Source organism: Mesorhizobium sp. M0768 (assembly GCF_040320195.1).
Lineage (GTDB): Bacteria > Pseudomonadota > Alphaproteobacteria > Rhizobiales > Rhizobiaceae > Mesorhizobium.
This window is the reverse complement of the sequence record NZ_JAMYPD010000062.1, coordinates 1-16,618: the sequence shown is the minus strand read 5'-3', so window position 1 is coordinate 16,618 and position 16,618 is coordinate 1. Positions and strand designations below refer to the sequence as shown.

Below are 16,618 nucleotides of genomic sequence, written 5' to 3'. Positions count from 1 at the left end.
GCGCTCGTGTCCTCGAATGGCATCCCGAACCTCCCGGCGCAAAGCGCGCCAAACTGTTCGCGATGTCCTCGCACACCTGTTCGCGATGTCTCCGGTCCAAACAGGGGGGAGATTGGACGTCGCTCCAGCTTTCGCCAATCTCTAAAGAAGGGAGAATTTTCGGCGAAGCTGCCAATCTCCCCCCTTGAGGGGGAGATGTCCGGCAGGACAGAGGGGGGTGTTCAAGCGCAGCATAGAGAAGATGGGCAAGGTTCGCGCTGAGGAATAGAAGTAGTGAATCACTATCCCGTACCTCCCCGTAACCGCGGCAATGCGCGCAAGATGCGCAAGGCCATGACGGATGCCGAGCTGAAGCTCTGGAATGAGGTCAGGGCGCATCGACTCATGGGGCTGGCATTTCGGCGGCAGATGCCAATTGCAGGCCATATTGTCGATTTTGCCTGCCCGGACAAAAAGCTGATTGTCGAACTGGATGGCTCCCAGCATGCCCGGGCCGATGCCTCAATATCGGACGCTACCAGAAGCGCACGGCTTGAAGCGCTGGGCTGGACTATCCTGCGGTTCTGGAACGACGACGTCATTCGCGATATCGACAATGTCTGCCAGCACATAGTCATGGTGGCCGGCGCGGATGTGCGCTGAACTCAGCCGTGCAGGGCCGGCGGGACAGCACCTCTCTGTCTTGCCGGACATCTCCGCTCAAAAGGGGCAGGTTTCTGAGGCGAGGTGCCAATGACCCAAATAAGAACCATGACCGAACAGGTCGTGCCGGTGGTGTCGCGGCTGCTGGGCCAATCCTGGCGACACACCTATTCGCCGGTCCTGGGTGCCGAGACGACGGCACGGCTGTCGGATGAGAAGCACGCGCCGGAGCGGCTGGCGGCCGAGCTCGGGGATGACAACAAGATGTCCTTCGTCGCCGAGCGGGCTGACGGCTCGCTCGCCGGTTATGCGATGGCAGCGATGGACGACAAGGGCGAGGTCATGCTCGAGCGGCTCCATATAGACAAAACAGAGTACGGCACCGGCCTTGCCGCCGACCTGCTGCATGCCGTTCTTGCCGCGCATGCGGGTATTCCCAGCATCGCCCTGGAAGTGATCGAGGGCAACGACCGCGCAATCGCCTTTTATCGCAAGCACGGCTTCGAGGTCGTCGAGCGCCGGCCGGCTGCACACGGGGTGGGCGGCCATGCCTCGCTGATCATGCGCCGGCTGCTACCGATGGCTTAGTAGGCGAAAGCGGCTGAGCGCGTAATCTCCCCTCTCGAGGGGGAGATGGCCGGCAGGCCAGAGGGGTTAGCCGCGCGTGAGGCGCCAACTTTCTCTTTCGTCCAACATGGCGTCGCGCCAGGACGTACCGACCCCCTCTGTCGCCTTCGGCGACATCTCCCCCTCAAGGGGGGAGATTGGCGACTTCTCCAACCGCTCAGGCCGGGGCGTTGACGCGCTGTGCGCGCGTTGCCCAATCGGCAACCGTCGCGCCAGCAACGCTCTCGCCGGCAACCATCCCGTTCGTCTGCGGCGCAAGCAGGTCGTTGCGGCGGGCGAAGGCGACGAAGGTGGCGCGCGCCGTCTCGGCGTCGATCTCTCCTTCCAGTGCTGCACGGCACGCTTTTGCGGCGATGTCATGCGCGGCCGTCCGGCTCGTTGCCGGCCACTCAGCCAAAAGTGCATAAGCCTCAGCCGCGCTTTCTATCTTCGTCGGCGTACCGAGGCCGGTGAGGATGGTAACCGGCTTGTCGAACGAAGCACGATCCATGACACTCTCCTTTCCTGGCTCAATCGGCTCCTTTCGGAACTCAACCGCGCGGGCGCTTCGATCCGCCTGCAGGACGGCGTCGATCGGCGAATGCAATACGGCTTGCATGCCCGGCCGCGGCAGCAGCCGATGCACCTTGACCAGCGCCTCGAGCCAGGCCGCCACGCCCAGCGGCGGATGTTCGCGCCCGTAGAGCCACGCCTTTGCCTTGGCGAGCGGGTATCCCGCCTCTTCGGCGAAATCGGTTTCCGACCAACGCAGCAGGCGCAGGCATTCGCGCATCCGCGCCGCGATCATTTGCGCTCCTCCGTGCCGGCCCCCACGCGTTGAGCCGACAGAAACATCAGCGTGTAGGCCGCCTTGCGGCGGTCCCAGCCGGCCGACTCGGCCATATCCAGCAAGCCGTCGACCAAAGGCGCCAACGCCGCCCTGCAGTCGGTTTCATAGTTGAAATCGTTTTTCGGGCGGGTCGGTGCCGCGATCTTTCCAAAACTGTCCATCATATCCATGGCAACACCTGCTCAGCATTAGTCCCGGACCGGCAAGACCGTGCCCGCCCTTGGCGGGCACGGTCCATCTGCCGTTTCGAAGTCGCGCTTTGGAAGCCTGGCCTTAGAAGTCCATGCCGCCACCGCCGGGCATGGCCGGCGCGGCAGCTTCCTTCTTCGGCTTCTCGGCCACCATCGCCTCGGTCGTCACCAGCAGGCCGGCAACGGAGGCGGCACCCTGCAGGGCAGTGCGCACGACCTTGGCCGGGTCGATGACGCCTTGACTGTAGAGGTCGCCGAACTCGTTGGTCTGCGCGTTCCAGCCATAGCCGAAGTCGGTCGTCTCGCGCAGCTTGCCGACGATGATCGAACCTTCGGCGCCGGCATTCTCGGCGATCTGGCGCACCGGCGCTTCGATGGCGCGACGCACGATGTCGACACCGGTCTTCTGATCGGGATTGTCGACGACGACATTATCGAGCGCCTTCGCCGCTCTCAACAGCGCCACGCCGCCGCCGGGCAGGATGCCCTCCTCAACCGCCGCGCGTGTGGCGTGCATGGCGTCGTCGACGCGATCCTTGCGCTCCTTGACCTCGATCTCGGTCGAGCCACCGACACGGATGACGGCGACGCCGCCGGCGAGCTTGGCCAACCGCTCCTGCAGCTTTTCGCGGTCGTAGTCGGAGGTGGTTTCCTCGATCTGCGCCTTGATCTGGCTGATGCGCGCATGGATTTCATCCTTGCGGCCGGCGCCGTCGACGATGGTGGTGTTCTCCTTCTCGATCAGCACCTTCTTGGCGCGGCCGAGCATCTCCAGTGTGACGTTCTCGAGCTTGATGCCGAGGTCCTCCGAGATCGCCGTGCCGCCGGTCAGGATGGCAATATCCTCCAGCATGGCCTTGCGGCGATCGCCGAAGCCCGGTGCCTTGACGGCCGCGACCTTCAGGCCGCCGCGCAGCTTGTTGACGACCAGCGTCGCCAGCGCCTCGCCCTCGACGTCCTCGGCGATGATCAACAGCGGCTTGCCGGATTGCACGGCGGCTTCGAGCACAGGAAGCATGGCCTGCAGGTTGGACAGCTTCTTCTCGTGGATCAGCACATAGGGTTCTTCGAGTTCGACGCGCATCTTATCCTGATTGGTGATGAAATAGGGCGAGAGGTACCCACGGTCGAACTGCATGCCTTCGACGACTTCGAGCTCGGTCTCGGCGGTCTTGGCTTCCTCGACCGTGATGACACCCTCATTGCCAACCTTTTCCATCGCCTCTGCGAGGAAGCGGCCGATCTCGGCATCGCCATTGGCAGAGATGGCGCCGACCTGAGCGATTTCGTCGTTCCTGGTCACCTTGCGGGCATTGGATTTCAGGTCGGCGACCACGGCGTCGACCGCCTTGTCGATGCCGCGCTTCAAATCCATCGGGTTCATGCCGGCAGCGACCGCCTTGGCCCCTTCCCTGACAATGGCCTGAGCAAGAATCGTCGCGGTCGTGGTGCCATCGCCTGCGGTGTCGCTGGTCTTCGAAGCAACTTCGCGGACCATCTGAGCGCCCATGTTCTCGAACTTGTCCTCGAGCTCGATCTCTTTTGCCACCGTCACGCCGTCCTTGGTGATGCGCGGCGCGCCGAACGATTTGTCGAAGACAACGTTGCGGCCCTTGGGACCGAGCGTCACCTTCACCGCATTGGCAAGCATATCGACACCGCGTAACATCTTCTCGCGGGCTTCGGTATGAAATTTCACATCTTTGGCAGCCATTGGAACACTCCTCGATAGGCAGCTTTTCGTTGACTGGAATGCTTGTTCAGACCCCGCTCAGGCAGCCTTCTTCATTTCGCCCGTGGCTTCGATCACGCCCAGCACGTCGCTCTCTTTCATGATGAGCAGATCCTCGCCATTGAGCTTGATCTCGGTGCCGGACCATTTGCCGAACAAAATGCGGTCGCCGACCTTGACGTCGAGCGGCTGCAATTGGCCGCTGTCGTCGCGCGCGCCCGGACCGGCGGCAATGACCTCGCCCTCCTGCGGCTTCTCCTTGGCGGTGTCGGGGATGATGATGCCGCCCGCGGTCTTTTCGTCGACCTCGATGCGGCGGACCAGGATGCGGTCATGCAATGGACGGAACGCCATGTCGTTCTCCTCTCGGGACAAACAGATTTTCGAACATCCTCCTGACCGGACCGGCAATATCGGCCCGGCACGGGGTGCGCGATCTCTTCTTCAGGCATCGCGCGCATACGAACTAGTCGCGCTTTTTTCAGCTTTCAAGAGGATCATGCAAAAATTTTAGCACTCGACGCCTGAGAGTGCCAATACGCTGTAATTGTTCGCACATTCGCCGTTTCCGGCGCGATGACCCGGCCGGATTTCCAAATCTGTCCGTCTCCTGAGCCGCTTGCCGGCGGCTGGAACCTATGTGGAAGGCGAGGCGTTTTGCAGACCGAGGTTCATTGGGAAAGGAAGGATTGCATGACCAGCAGGGACTTTCAGCTCCAGATGCAAGGGTTTGGCCTCACCACGGCGGAGATCCACTACCGTCTGCCCGATCATCGAAGCCTGCTTCAGCTCTATATCTGGCAGGAATACGATATCGCCCCTGATTTCCCGACGCTGAAGCATTTCCTCGATTTCTGGGAGCGCGAGATCGAAGGCCCGCTACATTCGGTGCGCGTGGCTCATCACCGTCTGATCCAACCGTCCGAATGGCGGGCCGTAAACGGCATTATCACCGTCCACTGAGGAGCAAGCCGATCTGCCGCCAGACAGCAAACAAAGTGCCTCCGAAGCGGGGGAAAGAGGTAGCTGACTCTCCCCCACTTGTTTTGGATCTCACAATATCGGAGGGCGTCCGGACTAGCCGGCGTGGTCGACAGGCTTGCGGGCGAGCAATCCAGCCTTGCGCGCCGCCCTGACGAAGGCCTTGCGCGCATCACGCGCGGTGCGCCAGCCGTCGAGCGCGTCGCGGCAGGTCCGATAGGCGGCGCGCCAGCTCCGGCCGCGTGCACGGTCCGGCCACTGCTGGCGCATGCATTCGATGGCTTCCCAACTGCTGGCGACCTTGCGCTCGCTCGATTGGAATTTCAACGTGATCGGCTCGGCGAAGCGGACGTCGTCCATCACTTCCTCCTTGTTTTCTGATCGTCTTCTTGTTTGAGCAAGCAACGTTATGCTGGCGGCACCGGCGGCCGGCCGGCGCCGCTGAAGGACATGGTTCGTCCCTTTGCGCGGTTCAAGAGCATCGCGGCAACAGCCGGTTATTCCTCCTCGTCCGGCCCTTGCAGCAGTTCGATCAGCGTCGCTACCCTTGCCGTCGGCAGCGGTCGGCCCTCGTTCACCAGCGCCTCGTCGGCGGCGATCCAGGCCAGGGCCTCGCGCAATTCCTGGACCGTCCCGTCCGTCGCCGCAATGTCGGCGATCACGGCTTCGTCGACCGGGCCCAGCACAGAAATGATCTCGTCGCGTGTCATGGTCAGCTCCATCTGCGAGTGCCGGGAACGGGCCCGGCAACACAAGAAATCTGGGTCTTGACCTGCTGCAGACAATAACCGGCCGGGGAAGTCAGCGTTGGCAATTGAAACCAGACAGGCAATCTCGTGCCGGACATCTCCCCACTTGTGGCGAGATTGGCAGCCTCGCCGAACCGACCGAAAACCGGCCCGAAAAACCGGCAACGCGAGAGCCACCGGGTCTTGACTTGCGGCGGACAATAACCAGATCGAAGGCACCGGTCGCCGAAATGGGGCCGGCGGAACCAGGGAGCGCCAGCTCTTTGGCGCCCCTCGTATCTATGTTGCTCGATGCAGGATGTAGCTATGAGAACCGCATTCGACTTTTCCCCGCTCTATCGGTCGAGCATCGGCTTCGACCGCGTCTTCAACCTGCTGGAAAATGCTCCGCAGGCCTTCGACGCCTGGCCGCCCTATGACATCGCGCGCAGCGGCGAGAACAACTACCGCGTCACCATCGCCGTAGCCGGGTTTTCCGAGGACGACCTCGAAATCACCCATGAACCCAACCTCCTCATTGTCTCCGGCCAGCACAAGGAGCCGGACAACGCGGAGTATCTGCATCATGGCCTCGCCACACGGCCCTTTACCCGCCGTTTCGAGCTTGCCGATCACGTCAAGGTCGCAGGCGCCTCGCTCGACAACGGCCTGCTCAGCATCGATCTGGTACGTGAGGTGCCAGAGGAGATGAAGCCTCGGCGCATCGCCATCGCGACCGATGTCGCCTCGCCGAAGACCGGGCCGAAGGTCGCGCAGGGCGAAACAAACAAGCGGGCTGCCTGAATGCACCAGTCGAGAAAGGAGACTATGCAATGGCTATTCGTGATCTCATTCCCTGGGGCCGGGAGAACAATCAGGCCCCCAGCCTGTTCCGCAACGGCGACGGCGATCCCTTCCTGACGCTGCATCGCGAAATGAACCGCCTGTTCGACGAGGCGTTCCGCGGCTTCGACGCGAGGCTGCCGTCGCTCGGTGGCTTCTCCGCTGCCCGCGCCAGCTGGCCGAGTGTCGAAATCTCCGACAGTGAAAAGGAGATCCGCGTCACCGCCGAGATCCCCGGCATGGACGAGAAGGACGTCGAGCTGCTGCTCGATGACGGTGTGCTGACGCTGCGCGGCGAGAAGCGCGAAGAGACCGAGGACAAGGACAGGCAGTTCTCCGAACGCTTCTATGGCCGTTTCGAGCGGCGTATCCCGCTCGGCTACGAAGTCGACGAAGACAAGGTGAACGCCGCGTTCCGGAACGGTGTGCTCAGCGTGACGCTGCCCAAGACGGAGCGCGCCCAGGCAAAGGCCAAGCGTATCGCCATCACCGGCGGCGACGGCAAGTCCTGACGGCTCTTAGGACGACACCCCTTCTGCCTGCCGGTTCCGGCGGGCAGAAGCGGGCAAATGTCGATGACCCGTTCTCCCGACGCTCCGGTTCCGCCTGACCAGGCGCAGCACGCCCTGCAGTGCCTGACGACCGAGCATTTCGTGCTGCAAAACGCTCGCGCCGCGACCATTCAGGAAGCGAACCAGAGAGCCGATCTGTTCCTGACCTCGGTCTCAAGCGCAACGATTGCCTTGTCCTTCGTCGCGCAGGTCACGGAGATGGGCAGGCCGTTCGTGTTGTTCAGCCTGATCTTGCTGCCTTGCCTTTTCTTCATCGGACTGGTCACCTTTGTGCGCGCGGTGCAGGTTGCCATCGAGGACATGGTGCATGCCCGCGGCATGGCCAGGATCCGCCACTATTTCGTCGAACTGGCGCCGGTCCTGCAAAGATACCTCGTCAATTCCACGCATGACGACCCCTCGGCGGTGCTGGTCGACAAGGGCCTCAGACCCTCGCCGCTGCAATATTTCATGACCACCGCGGGGATGGTGGGCACGATCAACGGCGCCATTGCCGGCGTCTTCACCGGCATCGTTGTTAAGTCCGCTTTCGGCGGGGGCATGTCGCCCGGCGTGATTTGCGGGCTGGCGGTCTTCGCGACATGCATTCTCATCCTGCGGCGCTATCATAGTCGCGCCTGGGCGGCGGCCGAAGAAAGCTTGCCCGCACGGTTCCCGGGCGACAATGGCAGGGAAAGCTAGCGCCGACATATCCGGATGTCGAAAAGTGGCAGGCGCCGCCCTTGCGTCTTGCGCGCCAATTGACCATCCTCGCCAACATCACTTTGCACCGCGGCCGGGGGGTTCGCACATGCCGACGCTTTATGCGCTGAAACCGGCCTTCCAGGCCAGGCTGCGGCCGCTTGCCGACGGCCTGGCCAGGGCCGGCGTCACCGCCAACCAGATCACGCTGCTGGCCGCTGCCCTCTCGCTCGCCACCGGCCTTGTGGTGGCAGCCCTTGCCGGCCACCGCGTGGTCTTTCTGCTGATGCCGCTCGTGCTGTTTACGCGAATGGCGCTGAACGCCATCGACGGCATGCTCGCGAGGGAACATGGCCAGGCCTCGAAGCTCGGCATGTATCTCAACGAGCTCTGCGATGTTGTCTCCGATCTCGCTTTGATCCTGGCCTTTGCCGTCATTTTTCCTGCCTGGGGCGTCGTTGCATTTGCGATCGCGGCTATGATCACTGAGTTCGCCGGCGTGCTCGGCATCGCCGCCGGAACCGGGCGCAACTATGCCGGCCCGTTCGGCAAAAGCGACCGGGCGCTGGCGCTCGGCATCCTCGCCGTGCTTATCGCGTCCGGCCTGTGGGTCCCGGCGCTCACGCCGCTCGTGTTTCCGGCCATGGCTACACTCTCGCTGGCGACCGCCATCAACCGGATACGCAGCGGCCTTAACGGGAGCGGCAGCTGAATTCCGGTCTCGCCAGGGAGAACAACATGCTTCACCAACAGACGGTTGCCGCAGTGGCTTCAGCCAATATCGAGCGGGTGGCGCAGGAGCGCAGCTTCAAGAGCCATGACGGCACCGAGATCTTCTACCGCTATTGGCCGGCGCTGTCGGAAAACCGCAAGGGCGCCATCCTGCTGTTCCATCGCGGCCACGAGCATGGCGGCCGCATGGCGCATCTGGTCGACGAGCTGCAGATGCCCGATCACGCCTTCTATGCCTGGGACGCGCGCGGCAATGGCCGCTCCGCCGGCGAACGCGGCTATGCGCCGTCGTTTGCGGCGCTGGTGCGCGACATCGATTGCTTCGTGCGCGAGATCAGCAGCGACGGCTTTGCCCGGCGCGACATCGCGCTGATCGCGCAATCCTTCGGCGCCGTGCTTGCCGCCGCCTGGGTGCATGACTATGCGCCTGACATTCGCGCCCTGGTGCTGGCCTCGCCGGCCTTCTCGGTCAAGCTCTACGTACCCTTCGCCAAGCAAGGCATTGCGTTGTGGCAGAAGCTGAAGGGCCGCTTCTTCGTCAATTCCTACGTCAAGGCGAAATTCCTGACGCATGACCCCGAGCGCATCGCCTCCTTCGACGCCGACCCGCTGATCACCCGGCCGATCGCCTCCAACATCCTGGTCGAGCTCTACGATCATGCCGCGCGCATCGTCGCCGACGCCCGCGCCATCACCGTGCCGACACAGCTTCTGATCTCCGGCAGCGACTGGGTGGTGCGGCATGGACCGCAGCACGAATTCTTCGTCAATCTGGCGAGCCCGGCCAAGGAGCGGCACGTGCTGCCCGGCTTCTTCCACGACATGCTGGGCGAGCGCGACCGCCACAAGGCACTCGACCTGATCAGGCCCTTCCTCGAAAAGCAGTTCGCGGCGCCGGAAGAGCCGGTCGACCTGACCTGGGCCGACCGCGCCGGCTACACACGCGACGAGGCCGACCGGCTGGCCTCGCCGCTGCCGCTGCTGTCTCCCAGGGGGCTCTACTGGGCAATGAGCCGCGCCTCGATCCGCATGGGCGCCTGGCTGTCGTCCGGCATGAAGACGGGGATTGCCACCGGCTTCGATTCCGGCTCGACGCTCGACTATGTCTATGAGAACGAGGCGCGCGGCATCAGCCCCATCGGCCGCATGATCGACCGCACCTTTCTCGATGCCGTCGGCTGGCGCGGCATCCGCCAGCGCAAGCTGCATCTGGAGGAGCTGATCGGCAGCGCCGTTGAGACGCTCAAGGCCGCCGGCCGGCCGGTCCATATCGTCGATATCGCCGCCGGCCATGGCCGCTATGTGCTCGATGCCGTGCAGAAAGGCGCGGCGCCGCCGGCAAGCGTGCGGCTGCAGGATTTCTCCGAGCTCAACGTCTCGCTCGGCCGCAAGCTGATCGCCGAGCGCCAGCTGCCGGCGACCGTCTCGTTCCATCGAGGTGACGCCTTCGACGCCACGCTGCTGGCCGGGCTCGACCCGGCGCCGGATCTCGCCATCGTCTCGGGGCTCTACGAATTGTTTTCCGACAATGCCATGATCGCCCGCTCGCTCGGTGGACTGGCCAGCGCCATGCAGCCCGGAAGCCTGCTGGTCTACACCAACCAGCCTTGGCATCCGCAGCTCGAGATGATCGCGCGCAGCCTGACCTCGCACCGCGGCGGCCAGGCCTGGGTGATGCGCCGCCGCACGCAGGCCGAGATGGACCAGCTGGTGGCGGCCGCCGGCTTCGAGAAGCTCGACCAGCGCATCGACCAGTGGGGCATCTTCACCGTTTCGGTCGCGCGGCGCGTCTGAGCATGGACCTGCCTGCCTGTGCCTCACCTCCTCGCGGTGCCGCTGCCCTTCCGGCCTTGCCACGCGAGCCGTATCCCGGGATCGTCCTGCGCGCCGCATTGTGGCTGGCAGTTCTGGCGCCGTTCTTCTACGCCACCTACGGCTTCGCCAATTGGCTGGCGTCGCGGCGCGACGACGTCGGCAGCATCGTCTTTGGCTGGGAGCGCGGCATCCCGTTCCTTGCTTGGACGATCGTGCCCTACTGGTCGATCAACCTGTTCTACGGCTTGTCGCTGCTGTTGAACAATTCGAAGAGCGGCGTCGACCGCCTCGCCGGCCGCTATCTGACGGCACAGATCGTTGCCGTCGCCTGCTTCATCCTGTTCCCGCTGACTGCCACGTTCGTGCGCCCGCAGACGAGCGGTCTGCCCGGCTTCATGTTCGCCGTACTCGGCGGCTTCGACAAACCCTTCAACCAGGCGCCGTCGCTGCATATCGCGCTGCTGGTCATCATCTGGGACCATTGGCGTCACAGATTGGCCGGCATCGCCGGCGTCGCCTGGCATACCTGGTGTTTCCTGATCGGCGCCTCGGTGCTGACGACGTGGCAGCACCATTTCATCGACATTCCGACCGGCGCGCTGCTCGGTCTTTTCGCGCTGTGGCTGTTTCCGCGCGACGGCGCCTTGCCTTTCGCCGGCTTCCGCCTGACCGCGGACCCGAAAGCGCGGCTCCTGGCGCTGTTCTATGCGCTTGGCGCAGCCTTTGCGCTGGCCGGCGCTGCCGCCGGCGCATTGGTCTCGGCGCTGTGGCTCATCCTGTTGTGGCCGGCACTGGCGCTGGCCATAGTCGCTTTGGCCTATGCCGGCGCCGGCGCCAAGGTGTTCCAGAAAACAGCCGATGGCGGCGTGTCGCTGGCCAGCCGTCTTCTGCTGTGGCCCTACCGGGTTGCCGCCAAGGTCAATGTGTGGGCATGGACGCGAAAGCTCCCGGCGCAGATCGTCATCGCCGACGGTGTTTCGCTTGGCCGTTTTCCGACCGCCGCCGAGGCCGACGCCTTCGGCACGGTGATCGACCTTGCCGGCGAATTGGAACGGCCGCGTGGCGCCTCGATCCGCTGGTTGAGCCTGCCCATGGTCGACCTTTTGCCGCCGTCTCGCGAGGCGCGTGCGCAAGCGGTGGCGGCGATCGAGACGGCGCGGGGCCAGGGCACGGTGCTGGTCTGCTGTGCGCTCGGCTTCCAGCGCAGCGCCGCCGTCGTCGCCGAATGGCTGGTCGCCAGCGGCCGGGCCGCCACGCCGGATCAGGCGCGAGGCAAGCTCGCTGCCGCCGGCCGGCCTGTGCATCTTGGCATGGACGCGGCGACATGACCGCTTTTCGAGATAAGGCCGAGACGTTCGCCGCCGGACTGATGGTGCAGGTGGCGTGGCCGCTGCTGTTGATTGCTGCTGCCTTGCTGGCGGCACCGGTCATCGGCCTGGCGACTGCGCCGCAAACATCGTCGCTGTCCGCGGCGGCCTGGCTGATCGCCGCCGCGGGTGCCATAGCCACAATCATTCTCTCGGCCCTGCTTTTGTTCGACGCGCTGCTGTTCCGGCTGATGGCCAGCCACGCCAGCGAGGCAGGCGGCGGTGCGGCGATCGACGACCTGCTGGCGCGCATGCGGCTGAAACCCACGGCGGCCGGTGGCCGCTCGCTCGACCAGCGGATGGCCGGCACGCGCCGTCTGCTCGCCAAGCAGCGTATCGCCTTCAGCCTGTTCGCGGCGGCCTCGGTCGTCGCGGCATTCTTTTGAGCCCGTCCATGACAAAGCTTCGCGTCAGCACCTACACCCTGCTGCAGACGGTGACCTCGGTCGGCCTGTCGGCACTGGCCTGGGTGGTCACCGGCGTGCGGCCGATCTGGAACGGCAGCCAGCCATCGGACCGGCAGCGCATCTACTTCGCCAACCATGCCAGCCACGGCGATTTCATCCTGCTGTCGGCCTGCCTCAGCGAGAAGGAACGCGCCCGTACCCATGCGGTGGCGGCCGCCGATTATTGGAGCAAGTCGCGGCTGCGCCGTTTCATTGCCGAGGACATGCTGTCTTCCGTGCTGATCCACCGGCAGTGGACGGATGAAACGCAGCACCCGATCTCGATCATGCTGTCGGTGCTCGACCAGGGCCACTCGCTGATCCTGTTTCCCGAAGGCACGCGCAACATGACCGACGAACCGCTGCTGCCGTTCCGCTCCGGCCTCTACAATCTGTCGATGGCGCGGCCCGATGTCGAGCTCATCCCGTGCTGGATCGAGAACATGTCGCGGGTGCTGCCCAAGGGCCAATTCGTGCCGGTGCCGCTGCTTTGCCGCGTCGTGTTCGGCGCCCCGATCGCCATTCAACCGGGTGAGGAACGCCGCGCCTTTCTCGACCGCGCCCGCGAAACGCTGCTGGCGCTGAACCCCCGGCCGCAGCGAGACGATTGAGGACCAAGGCAAAATGCTGCCGATGATGCACGAAACCCTCATTCTGATTGTCGGCCTGCTGGCGGTGCTGATCAGCGCCAGCGTCGTCGCCGGCGTCTTGTCATGGCGCGCGCCAAAGCCGTTGTCGCCGACGCTGGTCAACCTCACCCAGCGCATCAATGCCTGGTGGGTGATGGTGGTGGCGATCACCGTCGCCTTCTTCTTCGGCCGCCCCGGCATGACCATCCTGTTCGCGCTGATTTCGTTCGCCGCGTTGCGCGAATTCGTGACGCTGACGCACAGCCGCCGCAGCGACCACTGGGTGCTGCTCGGTATGTTCGGCATCGTCATCCCGTTCCAGTACTGGTTGGTGTGGACCGCCTGGTATGGCCTGTTCACCATCTTCATCCCGGTCTACTGCTTCCTGCTGATGCCGGCGATCACCGCGCTGCACGGCGACACCGAACGCTTTCTCGAGCGCGTCTCGGCGCAGCAATGGGCGGTGATGATTTCGGTCTACTGCGTCAGCCACGTGCCGGCGCTGCTGACGCTCGAAGTGCCAGGCTTCGAAGGCCGCAACCTGTTGCTGATCGCTTTCCTGATCATCACCGTGCAAGGCAGCGACGTGCTGCAATATATTTTCGGCAAGCTGTTCGGCCGGCATCTCCTGGCGCCGACGGTCTCGCCGTCGAAGACCTGGGAGGGGCTGGTCGGCGGGCTGGCGGCATCGAGCCTGCTCGGCGCGCTGCTGTCGTTCCTGACGCCGTTCTCGCCGCTGCAGGCAGCCGGCGTCGCCTTCATCGCCTGCCTGATGGGCTTCCTTGGCGGGCTGGTCGCCTCCGCCATCAAGCGCGATCAGGGCGTCAAGGACTGGGGCCATCTGATCGAAGGCCATGGTGGCATGATGGACCGTGCCGACAGCCTGGTCTTCGCCGCCCCGGTCTTCTTCCATACGGTGCGCTATTTCTGGACTGTATGAAGGTTGGCGCCGTTTGCCGCGGCGGACGGTTCAGGGCGACCTTGCGAAGATGACCTGAGCCGTTTCGTTATTACCACTTTCGCGAAAGCGGTAATAACCCGACCTGCCGCGGTCTTCGCCGCGCTCATTTTGCCGCGGCGAGCGGCTCTTTCTTGCGCGCCGGCGTCAGACGGCGCATGCGGCGTTTGGCGGTGGTCTTCAGCGCCACCGGCGGAGCGCTGGACAACGCACCGAGCACCGCGTCTACCATGCCATGTGCGACGAAATCGGCGTTGATCTCGTTGGCCAATCTGGCATCTGCCTCCTGGTTGTCGCTGTCGGCTTCCGACCACAACACGATGCCCACTCGCAACCTTGGTTTGGTGCGTTTCAGCCGACGGACCAGGAACCGCCCGTGCTTGACGGAATCCCGGTTCAAAAATCCGATGACGACACTATCGACGGCGTCGAGCTCAAGGCGGCGAATGCTCCCCGGTTCCATCTCGGCGAAGCTCGCTCTCAACACCGTAGCGCCCTGGACTTCGAGCACCTGGGCCAGCATGGCGGCCGCCGCGTCGTCGAGTTCGCCGCGCCCGCCGCCGCACAGCACCGACATGCCCGTGCCATCCGGCAGTTCGGTGTACTCCTCGCCCTGAACCTCCCCCTGAACGTGCCTGTCCTCGCGTGAGCCGTTGTCCTCGGCCGCGGCCGTGTCGTCCGCTTCCGCCTCCTCCTGCGCGCTGTCGTCGAGGTTCGCCACCATCGTCAGCGCGCTGCCCGCGACCTGCTGTCTTTGCTCGTCGCTCAGCACACCACGCACCCGGTCCTGCTCGCCGAGCAGAAGTGCGGGGATCGCGACCTTGTCGTAGAACTCGACCAGATATTCTTCGTCCAGCATCTCCTCGGCATGGTCCGTCGCTTCCTCGGGATCGCCGGCCAACAGCCGCTGGTAAAGCCGGGCGTGCGGTTCGAGCACGGGTTCGTTGCCGAACAGAACGTCGAGGAATTCGAACTGCGGCACATGGCGGCCGAGCACGACGAGGCAGACCGTGAGCGGCGTCGACAGAACCAGGCCCAGTGGCCCCCAGAGCCAGGTCCAGAATATCGCCGCAACGATGATGGCCAATGGCGACAGCCCGGTGCGCGAGCCGTAGAGCCAGGGTTCGATCACGTTGCCGGTGATCAGTTCGACCACGACGAAAAGCCCTGCGGTCCAGAGCACGAGCGACCAGCCGGGCGCCACGGCAAGCGCCAAGAACAGAGGCAACAGCGTCGCGATGACCGGGCCGATATAGGGAACGAAGCGCAGCGCCAGCGCCAGCAAACCCCACAGCAATGGATTGGGTATGCCCAGCAGCCAAAGTCCAATTGCAATCGGGACGGCATAGACGATGTTCACGACCAGTTGCATGAGCAGATAGCGGCCGACGCGCTTGCCGGCATCCTGCAGCGCCTCGGTGGTTCGATGCAGATCGCCGTAGCCGACGAGGCGTATGAAGCGATCGCGCAGGTCCTCCCGCTCGAGCAGCATGAATATGACGACCACGACGATCAGTCCGGCCGATGCCAGCGGGCTCAGCAGCGGGCCGATCAGATTCTGGAGGACCTCGAGCGGTCGTTCGCGCGCGACGATTTCGACCGGGATCGGTTCCCGCGGAGGCTGATCGGCGGCGGGTTGTACGGGCTCGGGTCTGTCGAGTTCCTGGCCGACGCGTTCGATCACCCGGCTCAATCTGGAAACGATGCCGCCGCCGACGCCGGTTTCCTTGAGCGACCGGACCTTGGTCAGGATATTCGCCTGGTAGAGCGGAATGTTCTGCGCCAGTTCACTGACCTGCGTGGCGACGATGAAGGAGAACAGCGCCAGCACGGTGAATGCGCCGAGCACACTGGCGATCACGGCCGGAAGACGCGGAATGCCGGCTCGCTTGAGTGCCGACACCATGGGCACGAGCGCAAAGGTAAGCAGCAGCGCGATTGCGATCGGCAGAAAGACCTCGCGCCCGAAATAGAGCGCCGCGACGGCCGTCACGACCGACGCTACGCTGGGCAACGATGTGCGCGGAAGCGCCCTGGCCGCGGAAACGATGCCCGCCCGCCGGGGCTCCGACAGGTGCGCGTCGTTTCGACGATTTGCCGCCACTTGATACCTCCGCTCCGCCGTCGCCATGATCGGGCATATTGAGCCGGCCTGCAACTTCGCAGCGTCTCACCCAGCTGGACGCCGATTGCCCTGGTCGGCAGCGCGGCAAATTCAGTCATGGTAGAATTTTTTGCATTAATGACGTCACGGGCAATCCTGTTCCATGTCTGCGCCAGAACGTGGAACTTTTGGGTCAAAACACCGTTCCTTCGTAGATCGCTGATGGACAACCTCAAAGCAGCAGCTCAGGAGGAATGATCATGAACTTCAAGACGCTTTGCATGGGCGCGATGGCCCTTTCGATGATGACCGGCGCAGCGCTTGCCGCCGGTGCCACTGGCACTTCGGCGCTCGACGATCCGCAGAAAATGACGCCCTTCTTCACCGACGCCGGCATGAAGACCATGAAGTCGGAAGCCGAATTCAAGGCGGCATGGATGGCCATGTCCACGAGCGACCGGGCCATGATGTTGAAGGAATGCAGCGACGCAGGCATTGCCAAGATGCATGCCGACTTCTGCAAGATGGCCAAGCAGCTCAACAAGTAACCGTCGGCTTCTTGCCAAGCGAAATGGGCCAAGCGAAAGGGCGGGCGGCCCTTTCGCGACCTTCCAGTCCGCACTCATACCGGCGGGTGCCTAGAGCCTTTCACGTTTTGATGGAAGCGTAGCCGGCGTTTGCGAAGTAGTTGTTGCATTCGGTTGCCTCGATCGTTTCAACGAGGTGACCGATGTGGCGCCA

20 protein-coding genes are annotated in these 16,618 nt (G+C 64.0%); 13 read left to right on the top strand and 7 right to left on the bottom strand.

Annotation, left to right across the window (positions count from 1 at the left end; genetic code table 11):
• The first annotated feature begins 273 nt into the window (after nucleotides 1-273).
• Both NKI08_RS33675 and NKI08_RS33670 read left to right on the top strand, forming a co-directional pair.
• Nucleotides 274-642, top strand: a complete 369-nt coding sequence (locus tag NKI08_RS33675) for an endonuclease domain-containing protein (RefSeq protein ID WP_352472114.1) — start codon at nucleotides 274-276, stop codon at nucleotides 640-642.
• A gap of 90 nt (nucleotides 643-732) precedes the next feature.
• Nucleotides 733-1,230, top strand: coding sequence for a GNAT family N-acetyltransferase (locus tag NKI08_RS33670; RefSeq protein WP_352775661.1), 498 nt, complete (start codon nucleotides 733-735; stop codon nucleotides 1,228-1,230).
• A 196-nt stretch (nucleotides 1,231-1,426) separates the two neighbouring features.
• Here NKI08_RS33670 and NKI08_RS34835 read toward each other — a convergent pair whose 3' ends face one another.
• From NKI08_RS34835 to NKI08_RS33650, 4 genes are all read right to left on the bottom strand, one after another.
• Entirely contained in the window at nucleotides 1,427-2,056 is a 630-nt protein-coding gene (locus NKI08_RS34835) for a DUF982 domain-containing protein (RefSeq protein ID WP_502899701.1), read from the bottom strand.
• Nucleotides 2,053-2,268 (bottom strand): hypothetical protein, encoded by a 216-nt coding sequence (locus tag NKI08_RS33660; RefSeq protein ID WP_352472116.1) that lies wholly within the window; start codon nucleotides 2,266-2,268, stop codon nucleotides 2,053-2,055. The genes NKI08_RS34835 and NKI08_RS33660 overlap by 4 nt, the downstream gene beginning before the upstream one ends.
• 103 nt (nucleotides 2,269-2,371) lie before the next feature.
• Nucleotides 2,372-4,003 carry a chaperonin GroEL gene (gene groL / locus NKI08_RS33655; protein ID WP_352501213.1) on the bottom strand — a complete coding sequence of 544 codons (1,632 nt, stop codon included), beginning with the start codon at nucleotides 4,001-4,003 and terminating at the stop codon, nucleotides 2,372-2,374.
• Between the two features lie 57 nt (nucleotides 4,004-4,060).
• Nucleotides 4,061-4,375: a co-chaperone GroES gene (locus NKI08_RS33650; RefSeq protein WP_352457303.1), complete on the bottom strand. Its 315-nt coding sequence runs from the start codon at nucleotides 4,373-4,375 to the stop codon at nucleotides 4,061-4,063.
• A gap of 339 nt (nucleotides 4,376-4,714) precedes the next feature.
• Here NKI08_RS33650 and NKI08_RS33645 point away from each other — a divergent pair, with 339 nt between their 5' ends.
• Nucleotides 4,715-4,984, top strand: coding sequence for an usg protein (locus tag NKI08_RS33645; RefSeq protein WP_352457304.1), 270 nt, complete (start codon nucleotides 4,715-4,717; stop codon nucleotides 4,982-4,984).
• Nucleotides 4,985-5,098: 114 nt separating this feature from the next.
• Here the strand turns inward: NKI08_RS33645 and NKI08_RS33640 are convergent, their stop codons facing one another.
• A complete protein-coding gene (locus tag NKI08_RS33640) occupies nucleotides 5,099-5,362 on the bottom strand; it encodes a DUF982 domain-containing protein (RefSeq protein WP_352501214.1) in 264 nt (87 codons plus the stop codon).
• A gap of 137 nt (nucleotides 5,363-5,499) precedes the next feature.
• Complete coding sequence (locus NKI08_RS33635; protein ID WP_245274651.1) at nucleotides 5,500-5,712, bottom strand: hypothetical protein; 213 nt, start codon at nucleotides 5,710-5,712, stop codon at nucleotides 5,500-5,502.
• 345 nt (nucleotides 5,713-6,057) lie between these two features.
• On the opposite strand from NKI08_RS33635, the gene NKI08_RS33630 reads away from it, so the two are divergent.
• The 9 genes from NKI08_RS33630 (at nucleotide 6,058) to NKI08_RS33590 (ending at nucleotide 13,755) form a co-directional block, all read left to right on the top strand.
• Entirely contained in the window at nucleotides 6,058-6,534 is a 477-nt protein-coding gene (locus NKI08_RS33630) for an Hsp20 family protein (RefSeq protein WP_352775656.1), read from the top strand.
• Nucleotides 6,535-6,563: 29 nt separating this feature from the next.
• The gene (locus NKI08_RS33625) at nucleotides 6,564-7,085 is read left to right on the top strand and encodes an Hsp20/alpha crystallin family protein (RefSeq protein ID WP_352775653.1); all 522 of its coding nucleotides are present in this window, start codon (nucleotides 6,564-6,566) and stop codon (nucleotides 7,083-7,085) included.
• Nucleotides 7,086-7,148: 63 nt separating this feature from the next.
• Complete coding sequence (locus tag NKI08_RS33620; RefSeq protein WP_352775650.1) at nucleotides 7,149-7,826, top strand: hypothetical protein; 678 nt, start codon at nucleotides 7,149-7,151, stop codon at nucleotides 7,824-7,826.
• Between the two features lie 109 nt (nucleotides 7,827-7,935).
• Nucleotides 7,936-8,538 carry a CDP-alcohol phosphatidyltransferase family protein gene (locus tag NKI08_RS33615; RefSeq protein ID WP_352775648.1) on the top strand — a complete coding sequence of 201 codons (603 nt, stop codon included), beginning with the start codon at nucleotides 7,936-7,938 and terminating at the stop codon, nucleotides 8,536-8,538.
• A 26-nt stretch (nucleotides 8,539-8,564) separates the two neighbouring features.
• Nucleotides 8,565-10,352, top strand: coding sequence for a bifunctional alpha/beta hydrolase/class I SAM-dependent methyltransferase (locus NKI08_RS33610; protein ID WP_352775646.1), 1,788 nt, complete (start codon nucleotides 8,565-8,567; stop codon nucleotides 10,350-10,352).
• Nucleotides 10,353-10,354: 2 nt separating this feature from the next.
• A complete protein-coding gene (locus NKI08_RS33605) occupies nucleotides 10,355-11,701 on the top strand; it encodes a phosphatase PAP2/dual specificity phosphatase family protein (RefSeq protein ID WP_352775645.1) in 1,347 nt (448 codons plus the stop codon).
• On the top strand, nucleotides 11,698-12,126 hold the full coding sequence (locus NKI08_RS33600) for a hypothetical protein (protein ID WP_352472129.1): 429 nt from the start codon (nucleotides 11,698-11,700) through the stop codon (nucleotides 12,124-12,126). Before NKI08_RS33605 ends, NKI08_RS33600 begins: the two co-directional genes overlap by 4 nt.
• 8 nt (nucleotides 12,127-12,134) lie before the next feature.
• Nucleotides 12,135-12,797, top strand: coding sequence for a lysophospholipid acyltransferase family protein (locus NKI08_RS33595; protein WP_352775642.1), 663 nt, complete (start codon nucleotides 12,135-12,137; stop codon nucleotides 12,795-12,797).
• Nucleotides 12,798-12,819: 22 nt separating this feature from the next.
• Nucleotides 12,820-13,755 carry a phosphatidate cytidylyltransferase gene (locus NKI08_RS33590; protein ID WP_023675663.1) on the top strand — a complete coding sequence of 312 codons (936 nt, stop codon included), beginning with the start codon at nucleotides 12,820-12,822 and terminating at the stop codon, nucleotides 13,753-13,755.
• 124 nt (nucleotides 13,756-13,879) lie between these two features.
• On the opposite strand, the gene NKI08_RS33585 is transcribed toward NKI08_RS33590, so the two are convergent.
• The gene (locus tag NKI08_RS33585) at nucleotides 13,880-15,877 is read right to left on the bottom strand and encodes an AI-2E family transporter (protein WP_352775640.1); all 1,998 of its coding nucleotides are present in this window, start codon (nucleotides 15,875-15,877) and stop codon (nucleotides 13,880-13,882) included.
• Between the two features lie 260 nt (nucleotides 15,878-16,137).
• Between NKI08_RS33585 and NKI08_RS33580 the strand changes: the two genes are divergently transcribed.
• Nucleotides 16,138-16,425 (top strand): hypothetical protein, encoded by a 288-nt coding sequence (locus NKI08_RS33580; protein WP_352501220.1) that lies wholly within the window; start codon nucleotides 16,138-16,140, stop codon nucleotides 16,423-16,425.
• The last annotated feature ends 193 nt before the right edge of the window (nucleotides 16,426-16,618 follow it).